At 66.7% G+C, this 19,460-nt stretch carries 18 protein-coding genes and 3 pseudogenes; 11 read left to right on the forward strand and 10 right to left on the reverse strand.

Features of this window, described 5'->3' with window-relative positions:
- Window positions 1-29: 29 nt before the first annotated feature.
- Both ASC92_RS26985 and ASC92_RS26990 read left to right on the forward strand, forming a co-directional pair.
- Window positions 30-734, forward strand: coding sequence for an SDR family oxidoreductase (locus tag ASC92_RS26985; RefSeq protein WP_056522306.1), 705 nt, complete (start codon window positions 30-32; stop codon window positions 732-734).
- 66 nt (window positions 735-800) lie between these two features.
- The gene (locus ASC92_RS26990; protein ID WP_056522310.1) at window positions 801-1,835 is read left to right on the forward strand and encodes an RNA methyltransferase; all 1,035 of its coding nucleotides are present in this window, start codon (window positions 801-803) and stop codon (window positions 1,833-1,835) included.
- Here ASC92_RS26990 and ASC92_RS26995 read toward each other — a convergent pair.
- Entirely contained in the window at window positions 1,832-2,098 is a 267-nt protein-coding gene (locus ASC92_RS26995) for a helix-turn-helix domain-containing protein (RefSeq protein WP_056522313.1), read from the reverse strand. The genes ASC92_RS26990 and ASC92_RS26995 overlap by 4 nt on opposite strands.
- Before the next feature lie 30 nt (window positions 2,099-2,128).
- Between ASC92_RS26995 and ASC92_RS27000 the strand changes: the two genes are divergently transcribed.
- On the forward strand, window positions 2,129-2,875 hold the full coding sequence (locus ASC92_RS27000) for a tRNA-uridine aminocarboxypropyltransferase (protein WP_056522315.1): 747 nt from the start codon (window positions 2,129-2,131) through the stop codon (window positions 2,873-2,875).
- On the opposite strand, the gene ASC92_RS27005 is transcribed toward ASC92_RS27000, so the two are convergent.
- Window positions 2,870-3,796 (reverse strand): LysR family transcriptional regulator, encoded by a 927-nt coding sequence (locus tag ASC92_RS27005; protein WP_056522317.1) that lies wholly within the window; start codon window positions 3,794-3,796, stop codon window positions 2,870-2,872. The two genes, ASC92_RS27000 and ASC92_RS27005, sit on opposite strands and share 6 nt — an antisense overlap.
- A gap of 132 nt (window positions 3,797-3,928) precedes the next feature.
- Between ASC92_RS27005 and ASC92_RS27010 the strand changes: the two genes are divergently transcribed.
- Window positions 3,929-4,354, forward strand: a complete 426-nt coding sequence (locus ASC92_RS27010) for a RidA family protein (RefSeq protein WP_056522320.1) — start codon at window positions 3,929-3,931, stop codon at window positions 4,352-4,354.
- Here ASC92_RS27010 and ASC92_RS27015 read toward each other — a convergent pair.
- Window positions 4,347-5,822: an HD domain-containing phosphohydrolase gene (locus ASC92_RS27015; RefSeq protein WP_056522322.1), complete on the reverse strand. Its 1,476-nt coding sequence runs from the start codon at window positions 5,820-5,822 to the stop codon at window positions 4,347-4,349. The genes ASC92_RS27010 and ASC92_RS27015 overlap by 8 nt on opposite strands.
- A gap of 168 nt (window positions 5,823-5,990) precedes the next feature.
- Here ASC92_RS27015 and ASC92_RS28390 point away from each other — a divergent pair, with 168 nt between their 5' ends.
- Window positions 5,991-6,581 (forward strand): DUF308 domain-containing protein, encoded by a 591-nt coding sequence (locus ASC92_RS28390; protein WP_082519759.1) that lies wholly within the window; start codon window positions 5,991-5,993, stop codon window positions 6,579-6,581.
- 150 nt (window positions 6,582-6,731) lie between these two features.
- Here ASC92_RS28390 and ASC92_RS27020 read toward each other — a convergent pair.
- The 4 genes and pseudogenes from ASC92_RS27020 to ASC92_RS27025 form a co-directional block, all read right to left on the reverse strand.
- Window positions 6,732-7,577: pseudogene (locus ASC92_RS27020) on the reverse strand (3-deoxy-7-phosphoheptulonate synthase); the annotation flags it as partial.
- A 1-nt stretch (window position 7,578) separates the two neighbouring features.
- Window positions 7,579-7,796 (reverse strand): annotated as a pseudogene (locus ASC92_RS29535) (3-deoxy-7-phosphoheptulonate synthase); the annotation flags it as partial.
- Between the two features lies 1 nt (window position 7,797).
- Window positions 7,798-8,026, reverse strand: a pseudogene (locus ASC92_RS28825) (3-deoxy-7-phosphoheptulonate synthase); the annotation flags it as partial.
- 78 nt (window positions 8,027-8,104) lie between these two features.
- Window positions 8,105-8,641, reverse strand: a complete 537-nt coding sequence (locus ASC92_RS27025) for a GFA family protein (protein WP_235506023.1) — start codon at window positions 8,639-8,641, stop codon at window positions 8,105-8,107.
- A 120-nt stretch (window positions 8,642-8,761) separates the two neighbouring features.
- Here ASC92_RS27025 and ASC92_RS27030 point away from each other — a divergent pair, with 120 nt between their 5' ends.
- From ASC92_RS27030 to ASC92_RS27050, 5 genes are all read left to right on the forward strand, one after another.
- Window positions 8,762-10,063 (forward strand): UDP-N-acetylglucosamine 1-carboxyvinyltransferase, encoded by a 1,302-nt coding sequence (locus tag ASC92_RS27030; protein WP_056522327.1) that lies wholly within the window; start codon window positions 8,762-8,764, stop codon window positions 10,061-10,063.
- A gap of 87 nt (window positions 10,064-10,150) precedes the next feature.
- The gene (locus ASC92_RS27035; RefSeq protein WP_056522330.1) at window positions 10,151-11,203 is read left to right on the forward strand and encodes an NAD(P)H-dependent flavin oxidoreductase; all 1,053 of its coding nucleotides are present in this window, start codon (window positions 10,151-10,153) and stop codon (window positions 11,201-11,203) included.
- A gap of 10 nt (window positions 11,204-11,213) precedes the next feature.
- Entirely contained in the window at window positions 11,214-11,891 is a 678-nt protein-coding gene (locus ASC92_RS27040; RefSeq protein WP_056522333.1) for an alpha/beta hydrolase, read from the forward strand.
- A 130-nt stretch (window positions 11,892-12,021) separates the two neighbouring features.
- A complete protein-coding gene (locus tag ASC92_RS27045; protein WP_056522337.1) occupies window positions 12,022-12,942 on the forward strand; it encodes a DUF3014 domain-containing protein in 921 nt (306 codons plus the stop codon).
- 95 nt (window positions 12,943-13,037) lie between these two features.
- Window positions 13,038-13,286: a hypothetical protein gene (locus ASC92_RS27050; RefSeq protein WP_056522339.1), complete on the forward strand. Its 249-nt coding sequence runs from the start codon at window positions 13,038-13,040 to the stop codon at window positions 13,284-13,286.
- A 19-nt stretch (window positions 13,287-13,305) separates the two neighbouring features.
- Here ASC92_RS27050 and gcvP read toward each other — a convergent pair whose 3' ends face one another.
- From gcvP to gcvT, 3 genes are read right to left on the reverse strand one after another with little or no spacing between them, the layout of a single operon-like run.
- Complete coding sequence (gcvP, locus tag ASC92_RS27055; protein WP_056522341.1) at window positions 13,306-16,215, reverse strand: aminomethyl-transferring glycine dehydrogenase; 2,910 nt, start codon at window positions 16,213-16,215, stop codon at window positions 13,306-13,308.
- Window positions 16,216-16,266: 51 nt separating this feature from the next.
- A complete protein-coding gene (gcvH, locus tag ASC92_RS27060; protein WP_056522346.1) occupies window positions 16,267-16,638 on the reverse strand; it encodes a glycine cleavage system protein GcvH in 372 nt (123 codons plus the stop codon).
- A gap of 53 nt (window positions 16,639-16,691) precedes the next feature.
- Window positions 16,692-17,867, reverse strand: coding sequence for a glycine cleavage system aminomethyltransferase GcvT (gcvT, locus tag ASC92_RS27065; protein WP_056522349.1), 1,176 nt, complete (start codon window positions 17,865-17,867; stop codon window positions 16,692-16,694).
- Window positions 17,868-18,047: 180 nt separating this feature from the next.
- Here gcvT and ASC92_RS27070 point away from each other — a divergent pair, with 180 nt between their 5' ends.
- A complete protein-coding gene (locus ASC92_RS27070; RefSeq protein ID WP_082519747.1) occupies window positions 18,048-19,337 on the forward strand; it encodes a tyrosine-type recombinase/integrase in 1,290 nt (429 codons plus the stop codon).
- The last annotated feature ends 123 nt before the right edge of the window (window positions 19,338-19,460 follow it).

Raw genomic sequence — 19,460 nt, forward strand, 5'->3', positions numbered from 1 at the left:
CCCAACCAACTCATTTTTTGGAGTCTCCCATGAAGATCGAAAACGCTGTCGTCCTCGTCACCGGGGCCAATCGCGGCATTGGCCTGGCCTTTGCACGCGAGCTGCTCGCCCGTGGCGCCCGCAAGGTCTACGCTGGTGCGCGCGACCCCGTCACCGTCACGCAAGCTGGTGTCCAGCCCCTGCGGCTCGACGTCAACAAGCCGGAGGACGTGGCGGCCGCCGCGGAGCTGGCGTCGGATGTGACGCTTGTGATCAACAACGCCGGCATCGCCCAGCCGGGCGGCTTTCTGGCACCGGACAGCGAAGAAGTCGCGCGACGCATCTTCGAGACCAACTTCTTCGCCGTGCTGCGCATGAGCAAGGCCTTCGCGCCGATCCTCAAGGCCAACGGCGGTGGCGCGTTGCTCAACGTGCTGTCGGTCGCCTCATGGGTGAACGGCGGCGAGCTGGCCGCCTATTCGGCCAGCAAGTCCGCGGCCTGGTCGCTCACCAATGCACTGCGCAACGAACTGGCGCTGCAGAAGACGCAGGTGCTGGGGCTGCACATGGCCTATGTCGATACCGACCTGACGCGCGGGCTCGAGGCGCCGAAGTCCAGCCCCGAAGCGATCGTCGGTCGCGCGCTCGACGGACTCGAATCGGGCCTCGACGAGGTGCTGGCCGATGAGCTCACCCAGCAAGTCAAGCAGGGCATGACGGCGGCCCGGCCGAGCTACCTGCCGCAGGCGTCCTGAGACAGGGATCCGATCGACGGGCACGGCTCGGCGGCGGACCGACTGCCGTGCACAATCTGCCCCAGCATGCGAATCCACGAACTGAAACGCCGGCTGCGCGAAGCCGGAGCCGGCCCCAGCCACGAACAACGCATCCTGCGGCTGTGGTCCCACGCGCTGCCCCGGGACAGCGGCAGGCGTCTGCCGGGGACCTTCTTCCCGTCGTCGTTGCTGGCTGCCTTGCCGTCCATCGAAGCCGAGCTTGCCGGGCTGGCGCGCATCCACGCGGTGCATCCCGGCGCGGATGGTTCAGAGCGGCTGCTCGTCGCTCTCGCGGACGGCCAGACCGTGGAGAGCGTGCTCTTGCCTCGGGACGGCCTGTGCGTCTCCTCGCAGGTCGGGTGCGCCGTCGGGTGCCAGTTCTGCATGACCGGCCGCGAAGGCTTGCTGCGCCAGGTGGGAAGCGCCGAGATCATTGCCCAGGTCGCTCTCGCGCGCATGCGCCGGCCGGTGCGCAAGGTGGTGTTCATGGGCATGGGCGAACCGGCCCACAACCTGGACAACGTGATGGAGGCGATCGACCTGCTCGGCACGGTGGGCAACGTCGGCCACAAGAACCTGGTGTTCTCCACCGTGGGCGATCCGCGCGTGTTCGAGAGGCTGCACCAGGAACGCGTGAAGCCCGCGCTGGCCCTTTCGCTGCACACGACCAAAGCCGAACTGCGCAGAGAGCTCCTGCCGCGCGCGCCGAACATGACGCCAGAAGAACTGGTCGCCGCGGGCGAGCGCTACGCGCGGGCCACCGGCTATCCCATTCAGTACCAGTGGACGCTGCTGGAGGGCGTCAACGACGGGCCGGAGGACATCGAAGGCATCGTCAAACTGCTCTCCGGCAAGTACGGCGTGCTGAACATGATTCCCTTCAACGCGGTCGATGGCGTGGCGTTCAGTCGCCCGTCGTGGGAGCGCTGCGAACAGATGGCCCGCACGCTGCACGAGCGGGGCATCCTGACGAAGCTGCGCAATTCAGCCGGGCAGGACGTCGACGGCGGATGCGGCCAGTTGAGGGCGCGCGCAGCCGAAGTGCAGGTGCTGTTTCGAAAGACCGAAGACCGGCGCTAGGCGGCCCCGCCTGCGTCCGGGTGCTGCAGCTGCGTCGAGATGCCGTAAAGCGCCAGCATGCCGAGCACATGCCCGATGGCAACGCCCGGCTCGCCCGATTCGATCCGGGCGATGGTCTGGACGTGAACGCCCAGGCGTGCGGCAGCGGCGGCCTGGCCCTCGCCAGCACTCGTGCGCGCCAGCTTGGCGGCGGCGCCCAGCTCCTTGATCGCTTGAATAGCGTCGCCCCCGATGTCTGCGGAAATTCGTTTGCCTTTGGCCATTTCCGCATTGTCACCGCAGAGAATCCCCACATGCCCCACGCCGTTTCCCTCCTTCGTGCCGCGCGCCTGGCGCGAAGCGCCAAACCCTTTCTGGCCCGCGGGGGCTTCAAGCGCGAGCGCTGCGCCGCCTGCCGGCTGGTACCCAGCCACTGCATGTGCGCAGTGCGTCCGTCGGTGGCAACACGCGCTGGGGTGTGCCTGCTCATGGCCGACATCGAGCCGCTCAAGCCGACCAACACAGGTTGGCTGATTGCAGACGTGGTGGCCGATACCTTCGCCTTCGGCTGGATGCGCACCGACACCGACCCCGCGCTGCTGGCCTTGCTGAGCGACCCGCAATGGCAACCGTACGTGGTGTTCCCGGGGCAGTATGCGGCGCCCGAGCGGGTGGTCGCCAGTGTCTCGTCGCCCGACCCAACCCGTGGCGGCACTGCAAAGCGCCCGCTCTTCATCCTGTTCGACGGGACCTGGGCCGAGGCGCGCAAGATGTTCAGCAGGAGCCCTTACCTCGACCTGCTGCCCGTGCTGAGCCTGCAGCCGGAGCAGATCACGCAATACAAGCTGCGCCGCTCCGGCCGCGACGACCATTTCTGCACGAGCGAGGTGGCCGCGCTGTGCATGAACCTGGCAGGTGAACACGCCGCCGAGCAAACGCTGGAGGCTTACCTCGCGGTCTTCACGCACCACTACCTGAGTGCGAAGAACCAGCAGCCCATTGCGTGGGATGGGGCTGCGCATCAGCGGCTGCGCGAGCTGTCCGCTATGCCGCTTTCATGAATCGCGTCGGCCGCTGATGGGCGCATGCAGCGCCATCAGCCCGGCCACCCAATCGATGAACACGCGCAGCTTGGCGCTGACGTGCCGGTTCGGCGGAAACGCGATGTACAGCGGCATCGGGTCGAGCTGCCAGCCCTCGAACAGAGGTACCAGTTCGCCGTTCGCCAGGTGCGCCTTGGCCAAGTAGTCCGGCAGCCAAAGGATGCCGAGTCCGGCCAGACCAGCCGCGAGGTAGGCATTGCCATCGTCGACCGACAGCACGTAGCGGCCCTGCACCTCGATGCGGTCGCCATCGCGGCGCATGGCGTACGGAAAAGTCTTGCCGTTGCGCGACCACAGGAAGCCCACGATGCGGTGATGCGTGTCTTCCAGCTCCTGCGGGTGCGAGGGCGTACCGGCGAGGTTCAGATAGCTCGGCGCCGCATACACGCCGAGCTGCAGGTCGCCCACGCGGCGCGCCATGAGCGACTGGTCGGTGAGTTCGCCGCCGCGCACCACGCAGTCCACGTTCTCGCCGATCAGGTCCACCATGCGATCGCTCACGCCCATGTCGAGCTGGATGTCGGGGTAGCGCGCGTGGAACGCAGGCAGTGCCGGCACCAGGATCGTGCGCGCCAGCGGGCTGGGCACGTCCACGCGCAGCCGGCCCCTGGGCGATGCCGAGGCGCCCGAGAGGCTGGTCTCGGCATCGTCCATGTCGGCCAGCAGGCGCACCACACGCTCGTAGTAGGCCGCGCCGTCGGCCGTGACGTTGACCTTGCGCGTCGTGCGGTTGAGCAGCTTCACGCGCAGCCTCGCTTCGAGCTGCTGCACCAGCTGAGTCACGCTGGTCTTGCTCATGTGAAGCGTCTCGGCCGCCTTGGTGAAGCTGCCTGCTTCCACCACGCGGGCGAATGCCTGCATCGCATCGAAACGGTCCATGGGTGCTGCTCCTGCGGATTCGCGGATTGTTTGGGTTCTGCAAACAGTGATTGTTGGCCTTGCCCGTTTATCCGGGAGGCGCGGCTCCCTAAAGTCCCTTCATCGTCATTTCAAGAAGAAGGCAACCAATCCATGACTCAGCGCGACGTCGTTTTCCCGCCCGGGCGCCAGGCGCTCTACGAAAAGAATCGCTACTCGCCGGCGATACGGTCCAACGGATTCCTGTTCGTTTCCGGGCAGGTCGGCAGTCGCCCCGACGGCTCGCCCGAGCCCGACCTCGAGGCGCAGGTGCGACTTGCGTTCGGCAACCTGAATGCGATCCTTGCGGCGGCGAACTGCACGTTCGACGACGTGGTCGATGTCACGGTGTTCATCGTCGATCCGGAGTTGAACTTCGAGACGGTCTGGAAGGTGGTGCCGGAGTATTGGGGCAGTGCGCCGCATCCGACGCTGACCGGGATCGGGGTGACATGGCTCTATGGGTTTCAGTTCGAGATCAAGGTGGTTGCGAGGCTGCCGGGGAGTTGCGAAGCCCATGCCCGAGGTCTCGTCAAATAAGCCCTCTGGTCGCCGCCTTCAGCGTCGCGGCCGCTCGCGTCGAGCACTCGAGCTTGAGGAACAGACGCTCGACATGGGTTCGCACCGTGCGCGGACCAATGCCCAGCGCACGAGCAACCTGCTTGGTGTTGTCGCCCCGGCTGATGCAGCGCAGAACCTCCAGTTCGCGTTCTGACAGAGACGGTTCGCCGCGCACCGGCGCCACAGCCTTCGCGGGCGCATGCGACAGAACACTGGCGAGCAACGCAGCGACGACTTCCTGGTCGAGGCGGCCCGCCTCTGCCTCTTCCTTCATGCGATCGAGCGCTTCTGCTTCGGTGAACGCAGCTCGCCACGGACGGCGGGTTCGAAGAGAGACCCACTGCTCGGCTGCGGCGACGATTTGCCCCTCTTGCGGCATCGCCATACCCGATCGGCCGCGGAAATAGCCGGAGCCATCGCGCCGTTCGAAGGCGAAGGATGCGATTTCTGCTTCGAGCGCGAGTCCGTCGATTTGTCCGGTGGCGCGGGAGGTCCAGTACGGCACGAGCCGCAGGCGTTCCAATGACGAGGCTGGCAGTGGTTCGGGCGCGTTCCAGATGGCGTTGGGCACCGACGCACGCCCAATGCCGTGGATCAATCCGGCCTTGTACGTGCGGTGGCACGAGGCTTCGTCCAGGCCGGCGCGCGCGCTGCAATCGCGTGCCAGTTGTGCAACGCGGCGCGAGTAGCCCGTCATCCAGGGAAGCTTGAGATCGATCACGTCGCCCACGAGTTCCAGCCCGACGCGTCGAAGCATCGAAGCGGGCTGGTCGGCAACGTCGGTCCACGGTGGGGCAGCGGAATCCAGCGCTTTCATCCACGTCGAGACCCACGGTGCGCTGGCGTCGACAAGGAAGCCGGGGTAGACGCTGTTCGCGCGCCCGCGGGCCAGCGCGAGCGCTTCGTCGAGTCCGTACAGGCGGCTGAAAATTTCGAGGTCGCTCGCCAGGGCCACGACGTAGGTTGCCAGCGGCACATCGTTGCCTTGCAGAAGGCCGGGCACGCCGCCGCCGTCGTAGGTCTCGAAGATGGCGCGCAGAGCAGCTTCGGTATTCGCGCTCAAGCCCAGCGTGTTCGCTATGTCGCCGGCGATTTCGCAATGGATGTTGGCCATGGCCAGCATGCCGTCGGGAATGGGCACGCTGCGAGGCGGCTGCAGCGCCTTTCGCGGCTTTTGCGATGCAAGAAGGGCGCTTCGCCCCTGCACGTCGTCTTCCAGAAAGTCCGCGAACTCCTGGGCATTGGCAGTACAGCCCGACCAGCGCAGCAGCGCAACGTGCCGGGCGGCCTCGACCTGCGATGGCTCGCAGCGGGCCTGCGTCGCGATCATTCCGGCGAGCCACGCGGTGCGCAGCGAATGGTCGGTCGGCTGTCCCATGCTCAGGTCGCCGATGAAAGCAAGCGCGCGGACTGCGTCAAAAACGGAAATGGTTGCGTCGTCGGACATGGATGGCTGAGGCAAAAGCCCAGCATCGCACAGTCGCTCTTTTTCGGGGCCTGTCGGTCATTCGACCGATACCGCGCCCGGTGCCGCCGAAACAGAATCTCCTGCACCAGCCCCGCTCAAGGGGCTCCGACCTTTCTACCTGATCTCGCGGTCTTCACCGCCAATGCCATGTCCAACATCAACCAGTCCTCTCTTCAGCGAGCTGCGTGGCTGCGCAAGCTCTACTTCATTCGCGCCGCCTTTTCCTTCGCGTGGGTCGCGCTGGCGTTCACAGTGGCCAAGGGGTCGCCCGCACTCGCGAGCGGCCTGCTGATCGTCTATCCCGCATGGGACGCGTTGGCAAACCTGCTGGACGCCAGGATGGCGGGGGGCGCAAAGGTCAATCCCACGCAGGTCCTGAATGCCTGGATGAGTGGGCTGGTCACGGTTGCCGTGATGGTTTCGCTTGTGCTCGGGCTGCAGATCATTTTTGTGATCTTTGGGGGATGGGCCATCGTTGCGGGGCTGCTTCAACTGGCGACGGCCATTCGTCGTCGCAAAGGCGATCGAGGGCAGTGGGTGATGATGCTGAGCGGGGCGCAGTCTGCGCTGGCTGGGGGATTTTTTGTGGCGCAGCAAGGCAGCGCGGCGCCGGTTGTGCAGACCTTTGGCGGCTATGCGGCGGTCGGGGCTGTGTACTTTCTCATTTCCGGGCTTGTCATCTTGTTTCGGCGATCCAAAGGCGGAACTGGTGGATTGGCTGCGCATAGCCGCCTTTGACGCATTCAAGCAGCCTTCAACACCCGCCGCCGCGCCTTCACAGCCGAAGCCAGCCCCTCGAGCACCGGCACCGTCTGCGCAAACCCAATGCAGGCATCGGTGATCGAAACCCCATGCTTCAGCGCAACCCCAGGCTTCAGGTCCTGCCGNCAGCCCCTCGAGCACCGGCACCGTCTGCGCAAACCCAATGCAGGCATCGGTGATCGAAACCCCATGCTTCAGCGCAACCCCAGGCTTCAGGTCCTGCCGCCCTTCCTCCAGATGGCTCTCGATCATGATGCCCGTGATGCGCCGCTCGCCCGCTGCGATCTGCGCTGCCACGTCTTCAGCGACCACGATCTGCCGCTGGTGCTGCTTGCTGCTGTTGCCGTGCGAGACATCGATCATCACCTGCGGCCGCAGGCCGTTCGACAGCAGCGCCTCGCAGCTCGCGGCGACGTCCGCGGCCGAATAATTGGGGGCCTTGCCGCCGCGCAGGATCACGTGGCAGTCGTCGTTGCCGCGGGTCTCGAAGATCGCGGCCATGCCCATCTTGGTCATGCCCATGAAGGCATGCGGCGCGCGGGCCGCGAGGATGGCGTCGGCCGCGACCTTGACGCTGCCGTCGGTGCCGTTCTTGAAGCCGACCGGGCAGCTCAGGCCCGACGCCAGTTGCCGGTGGCTTTGGCTCTCGGTGGTGCGGGCGCCGATGGCGCCCCAGGCGATCAGGTCGGCAATGAACTGCGGGCTCAGCAGGTCGAGAAACTCGGTGCCCGTCGGCAGGCCCAGGGTGGTCAGTTCGAGCAGCAGGCGCCGCGCGCGCTCCAGCCCCTCGTTGATCGCGAAGCTGCCGTCCAGGTGCGGGTCGTTGATGTAGCCCTTCCAGCCCACGGTGGTGCGCGGCTTCTCGAAGTAGGCGCGCATCACGATGAGCAGGTCGTCCTGCAGCGAATCGGCAACGGTCTTCAGGCGCTGTGCGTATTCGATGGCCTGGTCGTGGTCATGGATGGAGCATGGNCGCATCACGATGAGCAGGTCGTCCTGCAGCGAATCGGCAACGGTCTTCAGGCGCTGTGCGTATTCGATGGCCTGGTCGTGGTCATGGATGGAGCATGGGCCGACCACGACCACCAGCCGGTCGTCGCGGCCGTGCAGCACGTCGGCAATCTCCGCACGGCTGCGTTCGACCAGCGCCAGCGTGTTGTCGCGCACGGGCACGCGTTCCTGCAGCAGCGCNCGCCCCCCAGCCGGTCGTCGCGGCCGTGCAGCACGTCGGCAATCTCCGCACGGCTGCGTTCGACCAGCGCCAGCGTGTTGTCGCGCACGGGCACGCGTTCCTGCAGCAGCGCAGGGGTGATGAGCGGGCGGACGGCGCCGATGCGCACGTCGTCGATGCGCGTGGTGTCGAGCGTGCTGTCGCGGGAGCCGATTTCGGCGTCGTGGAGAGGATCGTCGAGGCGGGGCATGGTCGTGGCTGTGAATTCGAATGGAGCTTCTTCGATTGTCCTCTCGAAGGCACCCGCAGCCGCATCGAAGTCCTCCCGTCACATCGGCGGCATCTTGTCGAATTTGGGCAATGCCGGATCCAGAAAATCCCATTCATGCCCGCGCACGGCATACGTGACCGCTTGCGGCTTGTACCGGCCGGGGTCGTCGAGGCTCGCGGCGTGCACGGTGAAGACACCGGGCATCGCCGCAAAGGTCATGTACACAGGCGACCCGCAGGCGGGGCAGAAGGCCCGCGTCTTGACGTTGCCGCTGTCGCCGACCATATCCCACAGCGTGGCCGGGCCGCTGTGCTTCACCCCGTCGCGCGGGAAGGTGAGGTACGAGCCATGGCCGGTGCCGCTCTTGCGTTGGCAGTCGCGGCACTGGCAGTCGTTCTGGAAGACCGGCTCGGCCGAAATCTCGTAGCGGATTGCGCCGCACGCGCAACCGCCGGTGTAGGCGTCGTTCATTTCTTTGTCCTTCGAGGTGTGTTTTCCAGCGGGTATGGCTGGATGCAGCCAATCTAGCCGGGCAGGCGTGCCGCGGGGGAGTAACAAGTTCGTCGCGATTCGGTCCAGCAATTGGCTTTTCATTCGAAGTTCTTACAACTTCGGCGCCGTTCATGCTGCTTCAGACGGTAAAGTTATCGCCTCCGGTTTCGGATCGTCCGCGGCCTCTTTTCCACCGCCTCCCGCTTTCCCGCTCGCTCCTCCATGTCCAACCTCATCGTGCACGGCGGTACGCCGCTGCGTGGCCGCGTCACCCCCTCTGCCAACAAGAACGCCGTGCTGCCGGTGCTCTGTGCCACCTTGCTCACCTGGGAGCCCCTGCGCCTGCATGGCGTGCCCGACATCACCGACGTGCGCAAGATCCTCGACATCTTCCGCACCCTGGGCAGCGACGTGCGCATGGACCACGACACCGGCACGCTCGAGCTGCACCACCGCGAGACCAGCTTCGACGCATCGCGCCACCGGCTGCCCGAGGAGATGCGCTCGTCGATCATGCTGGTGCCGCCGCTGCTGGCGCGCTTCGGCGTTGCGCGGCTCGAGGACAACGTCAAGGGCTGCACGCTCGGCGTGCGCGAGATCGATCCGCACGTGGAGGTGTTCCAGCGCTTCGGCGGCGAAGTGGAGCGCACCGAGGGCTCGCTGCTGGTGCGCAGCGCGGGCCGGCTCACGCCCACCGACCATTGGCTCGACTACGCCTCTGTCACGACCACCGAGAACTTCGTGCTGTGCGCCGCCGCGGCGGGCGGCACTTCGACGCTGACCAACGCCGCGTCGGAGCCGCACGTGCAGGAGTTCTGCCGCTTCATGACCCTGATCGGCGTACGCATCGAAGGCATGGGCACCTCGCGGCTCACTGTGCACGGCGGCGGCACGCTGAAGGGCGGGGAGTTCCGCTTCGACGAAGACTTCCACGAGATCACGACCTTCCTGGCGCTGGGCGCCATCACCGGCGGCGACGTGGTCGTGCGCAACAGCGCCCCCGAAAACTTTCCGCTGATCGACCGCACGTTCGCGAAGTTCGGCGTGCAGATCGTGCATGAGGACGGCTGGTCGCGCGCCATCCGCAGCGGTCCGCTGAAGGTGCAGACGCCGTTCACGAGCAACGTGCTGACGAAGGTCGAGGCGGCGCCGTGGCCTTACTTTCCGGTCGACCTGCTGCCGATCTTCATCGCGCTGGGCGTCCGTGCGCAGGGCAATGCGATGTTCTGGAACAAGGTGTACGACGGGGCGCTGGGCTGGACGGGCGAGCTCTCGAAGTTCGGCGCGCACGTGTTCTCTTCGGACCCGCACCGGCTCATCACCTTCGGCGGCAATCCGCTGACGCCGGCCGTGGTCGAAAGCCCGTACATCATCCGCGTGGCGATCGCGCTGTTCATGGTGGCGGCGAGCATCGAAGGCCGCTCCGAGATCCGCAACGCCACGCCCATTCGCCGCGCGCATCCGCGCTTCGTGGAGAACCTGCGCAGCCTTGGCGTGCAGGTGGAGTGGACGAGCGAGGAGTGAGCTGATCCACGGGCGATGACCCTGCTGCGGGGGCAATTCCGCCTTGGCGGGAGAATTGGCGGCATCCGACACAAAAGGAGCGCCTTCATGACCACGCTGCAGCAGATTCTCGGCACCGAACTCCCGTTGATCCAGGCCCCGATGGCGGGCATACAGGGCAGCGCGATGGCCATCGCGGTGAGCAACGCAGGGGGCCTCGGTTCGCTGCCTTGCGCCATGCTGAGCCCGGAGGCCATGCGCAGCGAGCTCGCCGCGATCCGCGCCGGCACCGACAAGCCCTACAACGTCAACTTCTTCTGCCATACGCCGCCCGTGCCGAGCGCCGAGCGCGAGGCCGCGTGGCGCGCCGCACTGGCGCCTTACTACGCCGAGTTCGGCATCGATGCGGCCGGGATTCCGACCGGGCCCGGCCGCAACCCCTTCAGCGCCGAGGTGGCCGGGCTGCTGGCCGAATTCGCGCCGCCGGTGGTGAGTTTTCATTTCGGGCTGCCATCCGAGGCGCTGCTGGCGCAGGTGCACGGCTGGGGCGCGAAGGTGCTGGCCTCGGCCACAACGGTCGAAGAAGCGCTGTGGCTCGAAGCGCGCGGCGCGGACGCGGTCATTGCGCAGGGACTGGAGGCGGGCGGGCATCGCGGGCACTTTCTCTCGCACGACCTGACGCGGCAGCTCGGCACCTTCGCGCTGCTGCCGCAGGTGGTGCACGCGGTGAAGGTGCCGGTGATCGCGGCGGGCGGCATCGCGGATGCGGGCGGCGTGGCCGCGGCCATGGCGCTGGGCGCGGCGGGCGTGCAGGTGGGCACGGCCTACATGCTGACGCCCGAGGCGACGACCAGCGCGCTGCACCGCGAGGCGCTCAAGGGCAGGGCCGCGCGGCACACGGCGCTCACCAATCTCTTTACCGGCCGACCGGCCCGCGGCATCGTGAACCGCGTGATGCGCGACCTGGGGCCCATCGGCGAGGCCGCGCCGGAGTTTCCGCTGGCCACCTCGGGCATTGCGCCGCTGCGGGCCAAGGCCGAAGCGCAGGGCAGCGGCGATTTCTCTCCGCTGTGGTCGGGGCAGAACGCGACCGGCTGCCGCGAGGTGCCAGCGGCCGAAGTTACCCGCGCGCTCGCGCAAGGCTTTCACGCAACCGTCTGAAGATCCATCGATGCCTCAACTCCACTTGCCCCTCAAATTCCTCGAACACGCGGCCCGGCCCGAGGTGCGTGAACCCTGGCTGCTGGTGCTGATGCACGGCGTGGGCAGCAACGAGCAGGACCTGTTCGGCCTTGCGCGGCTGATGCCGTCGCAGTTCCATGTGCTGAGCTTGCGCGCGCCGTATGTGCTGTCGCCTGGTGCCTACGCGTGGTTCGAGTTCCAGGTGCTGCCGAATGGCGAGCGGCAGATCAACGAAGAGCAGGAGCGCGAAAGCCGCTTCCTCGTCGGCGAGATGATCGTCTCGGCCTCGCAGCAGCTCGGCGTGCCGGCCGAGCGCGTGGTGGTCGGCGGCTTCAGCCAGGGCGGCATCATGTCGCTGTCGCAGCTGCTGACCAAGCCGCAGAGCGTGCGTGCCGCGATGGTGTGGCACAGCCGGCTGCTCTCGCAGGTGGTGCCGCAGATCGCACCGCCGGAGGCCTTCGAGGGCAAGGCGTTGTGGGTGAGCCATGGCAGCGCCGACAACGTGATTCCGCCGAGCGCCGCGCAGGCCACGCGCGAGCTGGCGCGCGGCCTGCCGCTGGCGCTGTCGGGCTCGGACTTTCCTGGCGCGCACGAGATCCGACCGGCCGAGCTGCAGGGGTCGCTCGCCTGGCTGCAATCGCTGAGCGGGCCCGCCGACGCGGCCTGATCGCGCGGCTTGCAAGGCACGGGGCGACACAGGGCGTTACGCGGCCGTGGTGCCATGGAGCGCCGATTGGTGCAACATGACCGGTCTCTCCGCATCACACACACAGCCTTAGCAGAAGGAAAGTGCCGCCATGTCCGAACGAGATACCCCCGGCTCCGGGGACGATTCCCCCGAATTCCGGCCACGCCGCGAAATGCCCATAGGCGCCATCGTCGCCTTCATGCTGGTGTTGCTCGGGACGGCCTTCCTCGGCTGGCGCTGGTACCAGCAGCAGCAACAACCACCCGAGGCTCCTCCCGTGGCCGCGGCACCGAACGACGGGCTCGCGCCCGCACCAGCGCCCATGCCTGCGCCAGAGTCCCTGGAACCGCGCAACCCCATCGATGCGATCGCGGTGCCCGACACGGGGCTGCCCACCATCACCGATTCCGATACGCGCGTGATGAAGGCGCTGGTCGACTTGCTCGGCAGCAAGAACGTGGCCGACTTCCTGCGGTTCGACGGCGTCGTGCGCCGCTTCGTGGCGACGGTCGACAACCTCGCGCGCGAGCAGGCGCCCGCGAGCGCATGGCCGGTGCAGCCGGCCAAGCAGCGCTTCATCACCGCAGGGCAGGGCGAGAAACAGGTCATCGCTCCCAACAATGCCGCGCGCTACAACGCCGTCGTCCTGTTTGCCGAATCGGTCGATCCGGCGAAGGCGGCCAAGACGTATGCCCGGCTCTACCCGCTGTTCCAGCAAGCCTATGAAGAACTCGGCTATCCGGGGCGCTACTTCAACGACCGGCTCATTGCCGTGATCGACCACCTGCTGCAGGCGCCGGAGCCCGCCGGCCCGGTGCAGGTGCGGCTGGTCGAGGTGAAGGGCAACGTTCCCTCGCAGCGGCCCTGGGTGCGCTACGAATACGCCGATCCGCAGCTCGAGGCGCTCTCTTCCGGCCAGAAGATCATGGTGCGCGTGGGGCTCGAGAACGAACGCAGGCTGAAGGCCAGTCTGCGCGGTTTTCGCGAGCAGATCGCCACGGCCGGCCTGGCGAAAAAGAAGCAGCCCTGACGCGCCCGGCGCGCCGTGTAGGCGCGGACCGATTGCATGCCGCGCGGATGCCGCAGATGATTTGTCCCCAAGACCAAGATCTCGAGGACAAACGTATGAACCCGATGAGCGTCGACCTCTACCAGAGTGCTACCGATCCGGAGAAATTCCTCGCGCTTCCCGCGGGCACCGATCCTGCCGAACTCATGGGCCCGATGACCTTCGACCAGGACTACGCGCAGGTCAAGCGATACCAGGAGGCATTCCAGTTCAATCCGTCCGAGGCTTATGCGGGCGTCAATGCCGCAAAGATCGCCGCGGACATCCTGACCGTGAAGTGGGCGACCTATCGCCGCGAATCCTGAGCGCGCCTTTCCAGCCTTCTCAGGCCTCTTCGGTTTCCTGGTAGTCGCCCACCGGCACGCAGCTGCAGAACAGGTTGCGGTCGCCGTACACGTTGTCGACGCGGCCGATCGGCGGCCAGTACTTGGCCTGCTTGAGTTCGGCCAGCGGGAACGCGCCGAGTTCGCGCGAGTACGGGTGGCTCCACTCGCTGCCGAGCAGGCTCGCGGCGGTGTGCGGCGCGTGCTTGAGCGGGTTGTCGTCCTTCGGCCAGACGCCTTCCTCAATGCGGCGGATCTCGCCGCGAATGGCGATCATCGCGTCGATGAAGCGGTCGAGCTCGGCCAGCGGCTCGCTCTCGGTCGGCTCGACCATCAGCGTGCCGGGCACGGGGAAGCTGAGCGTGGGCGCGTGGAAGCCGTAGTCGATCAGGCGCTTGGCCACGTCCTCGGCGGTAACGCCGCTGGTGTCCTTGAGCGGGCGCAGGTCGAGAATGCATTCGTGTGCGACGTGGCCGTTGGGGCTTGCGTACAGCGTGGGGTAGTGGTCCTTGAGTCGCGCGCTGATGTAGTTGGCGCTCAGGATTGCCGTCTCGGTCGCGGCCTGCAGGCCCTTCGCGCCCATCATGCGGCAGTACATCCAGCTGATCGGCAGCACCGCCGCATTGCCGAGCGGTGCTGCGGAAACCGCACCGACGCCGTTCGATGCGACGCCGGCCGTCGCATGGCCCGGCAGGTACGGCACGAGGTCTTCCACCACGCAGACCGGGCCCACGCCCGGGCCGCCGCCGCCGTGCGGAATGCAGAAGGTCTTGTGCAGGTTCAGGTGGCTCACGTCGCCGCCGAACTCGCCCGGCGCGGCCACGCCGACCAGTGCGTTCATGTTGGCGCCGTCCACGTACACGCGCCCGCCGTGCTCGTGCACGAGCTCGCACAGCTCCTTCACGCGCGTTTCGAACACGCCGTGCGTGCTCGGGTAGGTGATCATCACGGCGGCGAGGTGGGCGCTGTGCTTCTCGCAGGCGCGCTTCAGGTCGTCCATATCGACGTTGCCCTGCGCGTCGCAGGCCGTCACCACCACCTGCAGGCCCACCATCTGCGCGCTGGCCGGGTTGGTGCCGTGCGCCGACGACGGAATCAGGCAGATATTGCGGTGGCCCTGGCCCTTGGCCTCATGGAAGGACTTGATGGCCAGCAGGCCTGCGTACTCGCCCTGCGAGCCGGCGTTGGGCTGCAGGCTGATGCCCGCGTACCCGGTGGCCTCGCAGAGCCAGGCGCGCAGCTGCGCGTCGAGCTGGGCGTAGCCCACCAGCTGCTCGGCGGGCGCGAAGGGATGGATGTTCGCGAACTCGGGCCAGGTGATGGGGATCATCTCGCTGGTCGCGTTGAGCTTCATCGTGCAGCTGCCCAGCGGGATCATGCTGCGGTCGAGCGCGAGGTCCTTGTCCGAGAGGCTGCGGATGTAGCGCAGCATCGCAGTCTCGCTCTTGTGGGTGTTGAACACCGGGTGCGTGAGAAAGGCGCTGGTGCGGCGCAGGTCTTCGGGAATGAGCGGCGCGGTGTTGGCGGCCAGGTCGTCGAAGCGCGGCATCGGGGTGCCGGCGGGCACGAACAGCGCCCAGAGTGTCTCGATGTCGGCGCGCGTGGTGGTCTCGTCGAGCGAGATGCCCAGGTGCTGCTGCAGGCGCTGGCGCAGGTTGACGCCGCCCGCCTGTGCGCGCTCGATGATCGCGGCCGTGTCGTCGCCGGTGCGGATGGTCAGCGAGTCGAAGGCCGTGGTGTTGACCGGCTCGCGGCCCATCTGCGACAGGCCCCGGGCGAGGATGGCAGTGAGCGCCGCCACGCGCTGCGCGATGCGCGTGAGCCCGTCGGGCCCGTGGTACACGGCGTACATGCTGGCCACCACGGCCGGCAGCACCTGCGCGGTACAGATGTTGGAGGTGGCTTTCTCGCGGCGGATGTGCTGCTCGCGCGTCTGCAGCGCGAGTCGGTACGCGGGCTGGCCGTGCGTGTCGACGCTCACGCCGACCAAGCGGCCCGGCAGCGAGCGCTTGAACGAATCGCGGCAGGCCAGGTAGGCGGCGTGCGGGCCGCCGTTGCACAGCGGCATGCCGAAGCGCTGCGTGGTGCCGCAGACGATGTCGGCGTCGAACTCGCCGGGCGCGACCAGCAGCGTCAGCGCCAGCAGGTCGGCTGCGACGATGAGGGCGGCGTCGCACTGGTGCGCGTGGCCCGCGAGCGGGCGCAGGTCGTGCACGTGGCCGGTGGTGGCCGGGTATTGCGCAAGGACGCCGAAGAACTCGCCGCTCACCATCAGCAGCGGCAGCGTTTCCGACACGGTGCTCACCTTGACCTCGATGCCCAGCGGCGCGGCGCGTGTCCTGATGACTTCGATGGTCTGCGGATGGCAGTCGCCCGATACCAGGAACACGTTGCTCTTGCTCTTGACGCTGCGCTTGGCGAGCGTCATGGCCTCTGCCGCGGCCGTGGCTTCGTCGAGCATCGACGCGTTGGCGATGGCCATGCCCGTGAGGTCGCACACCATCGTCTGGAAGTTGAGCAGGGCTTCCATGCGGCCCTGCGAAATCTCGGCCTGGTAGGGCGTGTAGGCGGTGTACCAGGCGGGATTTTCCAGCACGTTGCGCAGGATGACGCCCGGCGTGTGCGTGCCGTAGTAGCCCTGGCCGATGAAGTTGCGGAACACCTTGTTCTTCGACGCCATCACCTTCAGCTCGGCCAGCGCATCGGCTTCGGTCGCCGGGGCGGGCAACCGCATCGGCTTTGCGCGGCGAATGGCCGGGGGCACGATGCCGTCGATGAGCTCAGCCCGCGTCTCCGAGCCGATCACCGGCAGCATGCGCGCCTCGTCCGCCGCATCGATGCCGATGTGGCGGGCGAGGAATTCTTCGGCGTTCTCCAGGTCTTGCAAAGAGGGAAGGGCGGGAATCGGCATGGCGGTGAAGGCTCGGGGAGGAAGGGGATGCGGCGTGGGTGAATCAGCGGATCAGGATTCGGCGGCGAACTTGTCGTAGGTGGCGGAATCGAGCAGCGCGTCGAGTTGTGTGGGGTCGCTCAGCTTGACCTTGAAGAACCAGCCAGTGCCTAGCGGGTCGGTGTTGGCGAGCGAGGGGTCGGCGCGCAGGGCTTCGTTCACTTCGGTGATCTCGCCCGACACGGGCATGAACACGTCGGCTGCGGCCTTGACCGATTCGACGACACCGGCGACATCGCCTTGCGCAAAGCCCTTGCCGACTTCGGGCAGGTCGACGAACACCACGTCGCCCAGCGCGTCCTGCGCATGCACGGTGATGCCGACGGTGGCCGCGCCGCCTTCGGCCGAGACCCATTCATGGTCCTTGGTGTACTTGATGCTCATGGTGGAAAACTCCTCGTGGAAAAAATGAATCGGGGTGCCGAGCCTAGCCGCGGTCAGCCACGGTAATAGCGGGTGGGCACGAAAGGCATGGTCGAGACTTCCATCGGCACCGGCTTGCCGCGCACGATGGCCTGGATGCGCGTGCCCGGCTCGGCGAAAGCGGTGGCCACGTAGCCCATCGCGATGCAGCGGTCGGCGGTGGGGCCAAGCAGGCCGCTGGTGACGAGGCCGATGTCCTGGCCCTCGAACGATTGCAGCACCGTGCCGTCGCGCACAGGAATGCGTTCGAGGGCGACGAGGCCCACGCGCTTGCGCTTCAGCGTGTCGTGGTCGGTGTGGCCTGCCGCGCCCACGGTGGCTGCGGCGAGCTGCGCCAGGATCTTCGCGGCGCCCGGAAAACCGCCTGCGCGCGCGCCGCCGGTGCGGCGCACCTTCTGCATCGCCCAGTTGAGCGAAGCCTCGATGGGCGTGGTGGTGGTGTCGATGTCGTTGCCATAGAGGCACAGGCCGGCCTCGAGCCGCAGCGAATTGCGCGCGCCGAGGCCGATGGGCTTGACCTCGGGCTGGGCCAGCAGCAGGCGGGCGAGGGCGTCGGCGTCCTTGGCGGCCACCGAGATCTCGAAGCCGTCCTCGCCGGTGTAGCCGCTGCGGGTGGCGAAGGCGGGAATGCCGCCGATCTGCACCGCTCCGCCCGTCATGAACACGAAGCGTTCGACGCCGGGCGACAGCCGCGCGAGCGTGGCGGCGGCCTGTGGGCCTTGCAGTGCAAGCAGGGCGTGGTCGGGCAGGGGCTGCACGTCGCAGCGGGCGCCGATCTTCTGCTGGATGTGCGCTATGTCGGCCACCTTGCAGGCCCCATTCACGATCACGAAGATCGAGCCGTGGCCTTCGTTGAAGAACATCAGGTCGTCGAGGATGCCGCCCTCGTCGTTCAGCAGCAGGCCGTAGCGCTGCTTGCCGGCGGGCAGGTCGATCACGTCGACGGGCATCAGGGTTTCGAAGGCGGCTGCCGCATCGGGCCCGACGAGGCGCAGCTGTCCCATGTGCGAAATGTCGAACAGGCCGGCCGCATCGCGCGTGTGCTTGTGCTCGGCCATCAGGCCGGCGGGGTATTGCACCGGCATCGAATAGCCGGCGAAAGGCACCATGCGGGCGCCGAGCTCCACGTGGAGGTCGTACAGCGGCGTCTTGAGAAGAGGGGCGTCGGAGGGAGCGGAAGAAGCAGCCACGGGGCACTCCAAAGGGGCAGACGAATTCCATGGCGCAAGCCATGGGCCACCCCTGCTGTCCGCTTTACCTGAGAGAAGCCGGATAAGGCGTGGGAAGCCGCGTGGATGCCGGATTTCGCCTGTTACAAAAAGTGATGTGCCCCCAACTTGTACCCCCCACCATAAACACGAATGAATCGTATGAAACTTTCCGATATCACTATTCGTAATGGGTTGGCTGTTGGTAAGCACGCCGATGGAGGTGGACTTTACCTTGAAGTCACCAAGACCGGCAGCCGGTACTGGCGCGCGAAATACCGCGTCGGCGGGGTTGAGAAAAAGCTGGCCTACGGTGTCTACCCCGATGTGTCGCTGAAGACTGCCCGCGAGAAGCACAGGGCGTCGAAGGCAATATTGGCAGAGGGCGAGGACCCCGGCGCGGAACGCAAAAGGGAGAAGGCTCGGATCAAGGAGAAAGTCGAACTCGAGGCGAACAGCACCTTTCAGATCGTGGCACTTGAGTGGTTGGCGAAGACGGCGGGAAGGCGCGAGAAGGTCACGCAGAACGCGATAAAGGCATTCCTGGACCATGACATCCTCCCATATATCGGAAGGATGCACGTTGCCTCCCTCACGCCGCGCGACATCCTGCGCAAGGTGATCAATCGCATTGAGGAGCGCGGCTCGACTACGACAGCGCGCAGATGCCTGCAAATCTGCGGCAAGGTGTTCCGCTATGCCGTTGTGACCGGACGTGCCGAGCGTGACCCAACCACCGACCTGAGCGACGCTATCTCCTCACAGAAGACCCACCACCATCCGGCCATCATCGATCCGAAGGGTGTGGGCGCGCTGCTGCGCTCCATCGACGCGCACGCGGGCCACCCCAGCGTTCGCTTTGCGCTCAAGCTCCTCACGCTGACCTTCGTCCGTCCCGGCGAGCTGCGCGCGACGGAATGGGCGGAGATCGACTTCGACGCTGCGGAGTGGCGCATACCGGCCAAGAGGATGAAGATGCGAGTCGGCCATATCGTGCCGCTGTCGAGGCAGGCAATCGCCGCATTCAAGAGCATGCAGGTTCTGAGCGACGGCAAGCGCTATGTGTTCCCGAATGCCAGGGACCCGCAGAAGTGCCTGAGCGCTACCGCCATCAACAAGGCGCTGCATCGCATGGGCTATGGAGACGCCCATACGGGGCACGGGTTCCGCGCGATGGCCCGCACGATCCTGGACGAGGTATTGGAGGAGCGGGTCGACCTGATTGAGCATCAGCTCGCGCACTTAGTAAAGGATGCCAATGGCCGCGCCTACAACCGTACCGCGCATTTGCCGCAACGCCGCGAGATGATGCAGCGCTGGGCCGACTACCTTGACCAGTTGCGCAACAGCGAGGATGAGGCGCCTCGCTCGCTCATCGCTGGCCGCACCTTGCGTACCTTGGTGGGCGGAAGAACGCACCTTGTCGTCCGGCGGCGAAGGTTTCCTACCTAAGCAATGCGCGCACTAATCGGAGAAGGCCGGGACGATTCTCGCGATGCAGTGGACCACTCCAGCACGAACTGCAGGTCATTCAGCCGCTTTCGAGTAGGCTACTGCCATGACCTCGTCCCTAAG

It is taken from the genome of Variovorax sp. Root411 (genome assembly GCF_001425205.1).
GTDB lineage: Bacteria > Pseudomonadota > Gammaproteobacteria > Burkholderiales > Burkholderiaceae_C > Variovorax.

Excerpts from the sequence above, each read along its gene's own strand:
- ASC92_RS26985 (WP_056522306.1), top strand. The coding sequence starts at position 30 with ATGAAGATCGAAAACGCTGTCGTCCTCGTCACCGGGGCCAATCGCGGC.
- ASC92_RS26990 (WP_056522310.1), top strand. The coding sequence starts at position 801 with ATGCGAATCCACGAACTGAAACGCCGGCTGCGCGAAGCCGGAGCCGGC.
- ASC92_RS26995 (WP_056522313.1), bottom strand. The coding sequence starts at position 2,098 with ATGGCCAAAGGCAAACGAATTTCCGCAGACATCGGGGGCGACGCTATT.
- ASC92_RS27000 (WP_056522315.1), top strand. The coding sequence starts at position 2,129 with ATGCCCCACGCCGTTTCCCTCCTTCGTGCCGCGCGCCTGGCGCGAAGC.
- ASC92_RS27005 (WP_056522317.1), bottom strand. The coding sequence starts at position 3,796 with ATGGACCGTTTCGATGCGATGCAGGCATTCGCCCGCGTGGTGGAAGCA.
- ASC92_RS27010 (WP_056522320.1), top strand. The coding sequence starts at position 3,929 with ATGACTCAGCGCGACGTCGTTTTCCCGCCCGGGCGCCAGGCGCTCTAC.
- ASC92_RS27015 (WP_056522322.1), bottom strand. The coding sequence starts at position 5,822 with ATGTCCGACGACGCAACCATTTCCGTTTTTGACGCAGTCCGCGCGCTT.
- ASC92_RS28390 (WP_082519759.1), top strand. The coding sequence starts at position 5,991 with ATGTCCAACATCAACCAGTCCTCTCTTCAGCGAGCTGCGTGGCTGCGC.
- ASC92_RS27025 (WP_235506023.1), bottom strand. The coding sequence starts at position 8,641 with ATGAAAAGCCAATTGCTGGACCGAATCGCGACGAACTTGTTACTCCCC.
- ASC92_RS27030 (WP_056522327.1), top strand. The coding sequence starts at position 8,762 with ATGTCCAACCTCATCGTGCACGGCGGTACGCCGCTGCGTGGCCGCGTC.
- ASC92_RS27035 (WP_056522330.1), top strand. The coding sequence starts at position 10,151 with ATGACCACGCTGCAGCAGATTCTCGGCACCGAACTCCCGTTGATCCAG.
- ASC92_RS27040 (WP_056522333.1), top strand. The coding sequence starts at position 11,214 with ATGCCTCAACTCCACTTGCCCCTCAAATTCCTCGAACACGCGGCCCGG.
- ASC92_RS27045 (WP_056522337.1), top strand. The coding sequence starts at position 12,022 with ATGTCCGAACGAGATACCCCCGGCTCCGGGGACGATTCCCCCGAATTC.
- ASC92_RS27050 (WP_056522339.1), top strand. The coding sequence starts at position 13,038 with ATGAACCCGATGAGCGTCGACCTCTACCAGAGTGCTACCGATCCGGAG.
- gcvP (WP_056522341.1), bottom strand. The coding sequence starts at position 16,215 with ATGCCGATTCCCGCCCTTCCCTCTTTGCAAGACCTGGAGAACGCCGAA.
- gcvH (WP_056522346.1), bottom strand. The coding sequence starts at position 16,638 with ATGAGCATCAAGTACACCAAGGACCATGAATGGGTCTCGGCCGAAGGC.
- ASC92_RS27070 (WP_082519747.1), top strand. The coding sequence starts at position 18,048 with ATGAAACTTTCCGATATCACTATTCGTAATGGGTTGGCTGTTGGTAAG.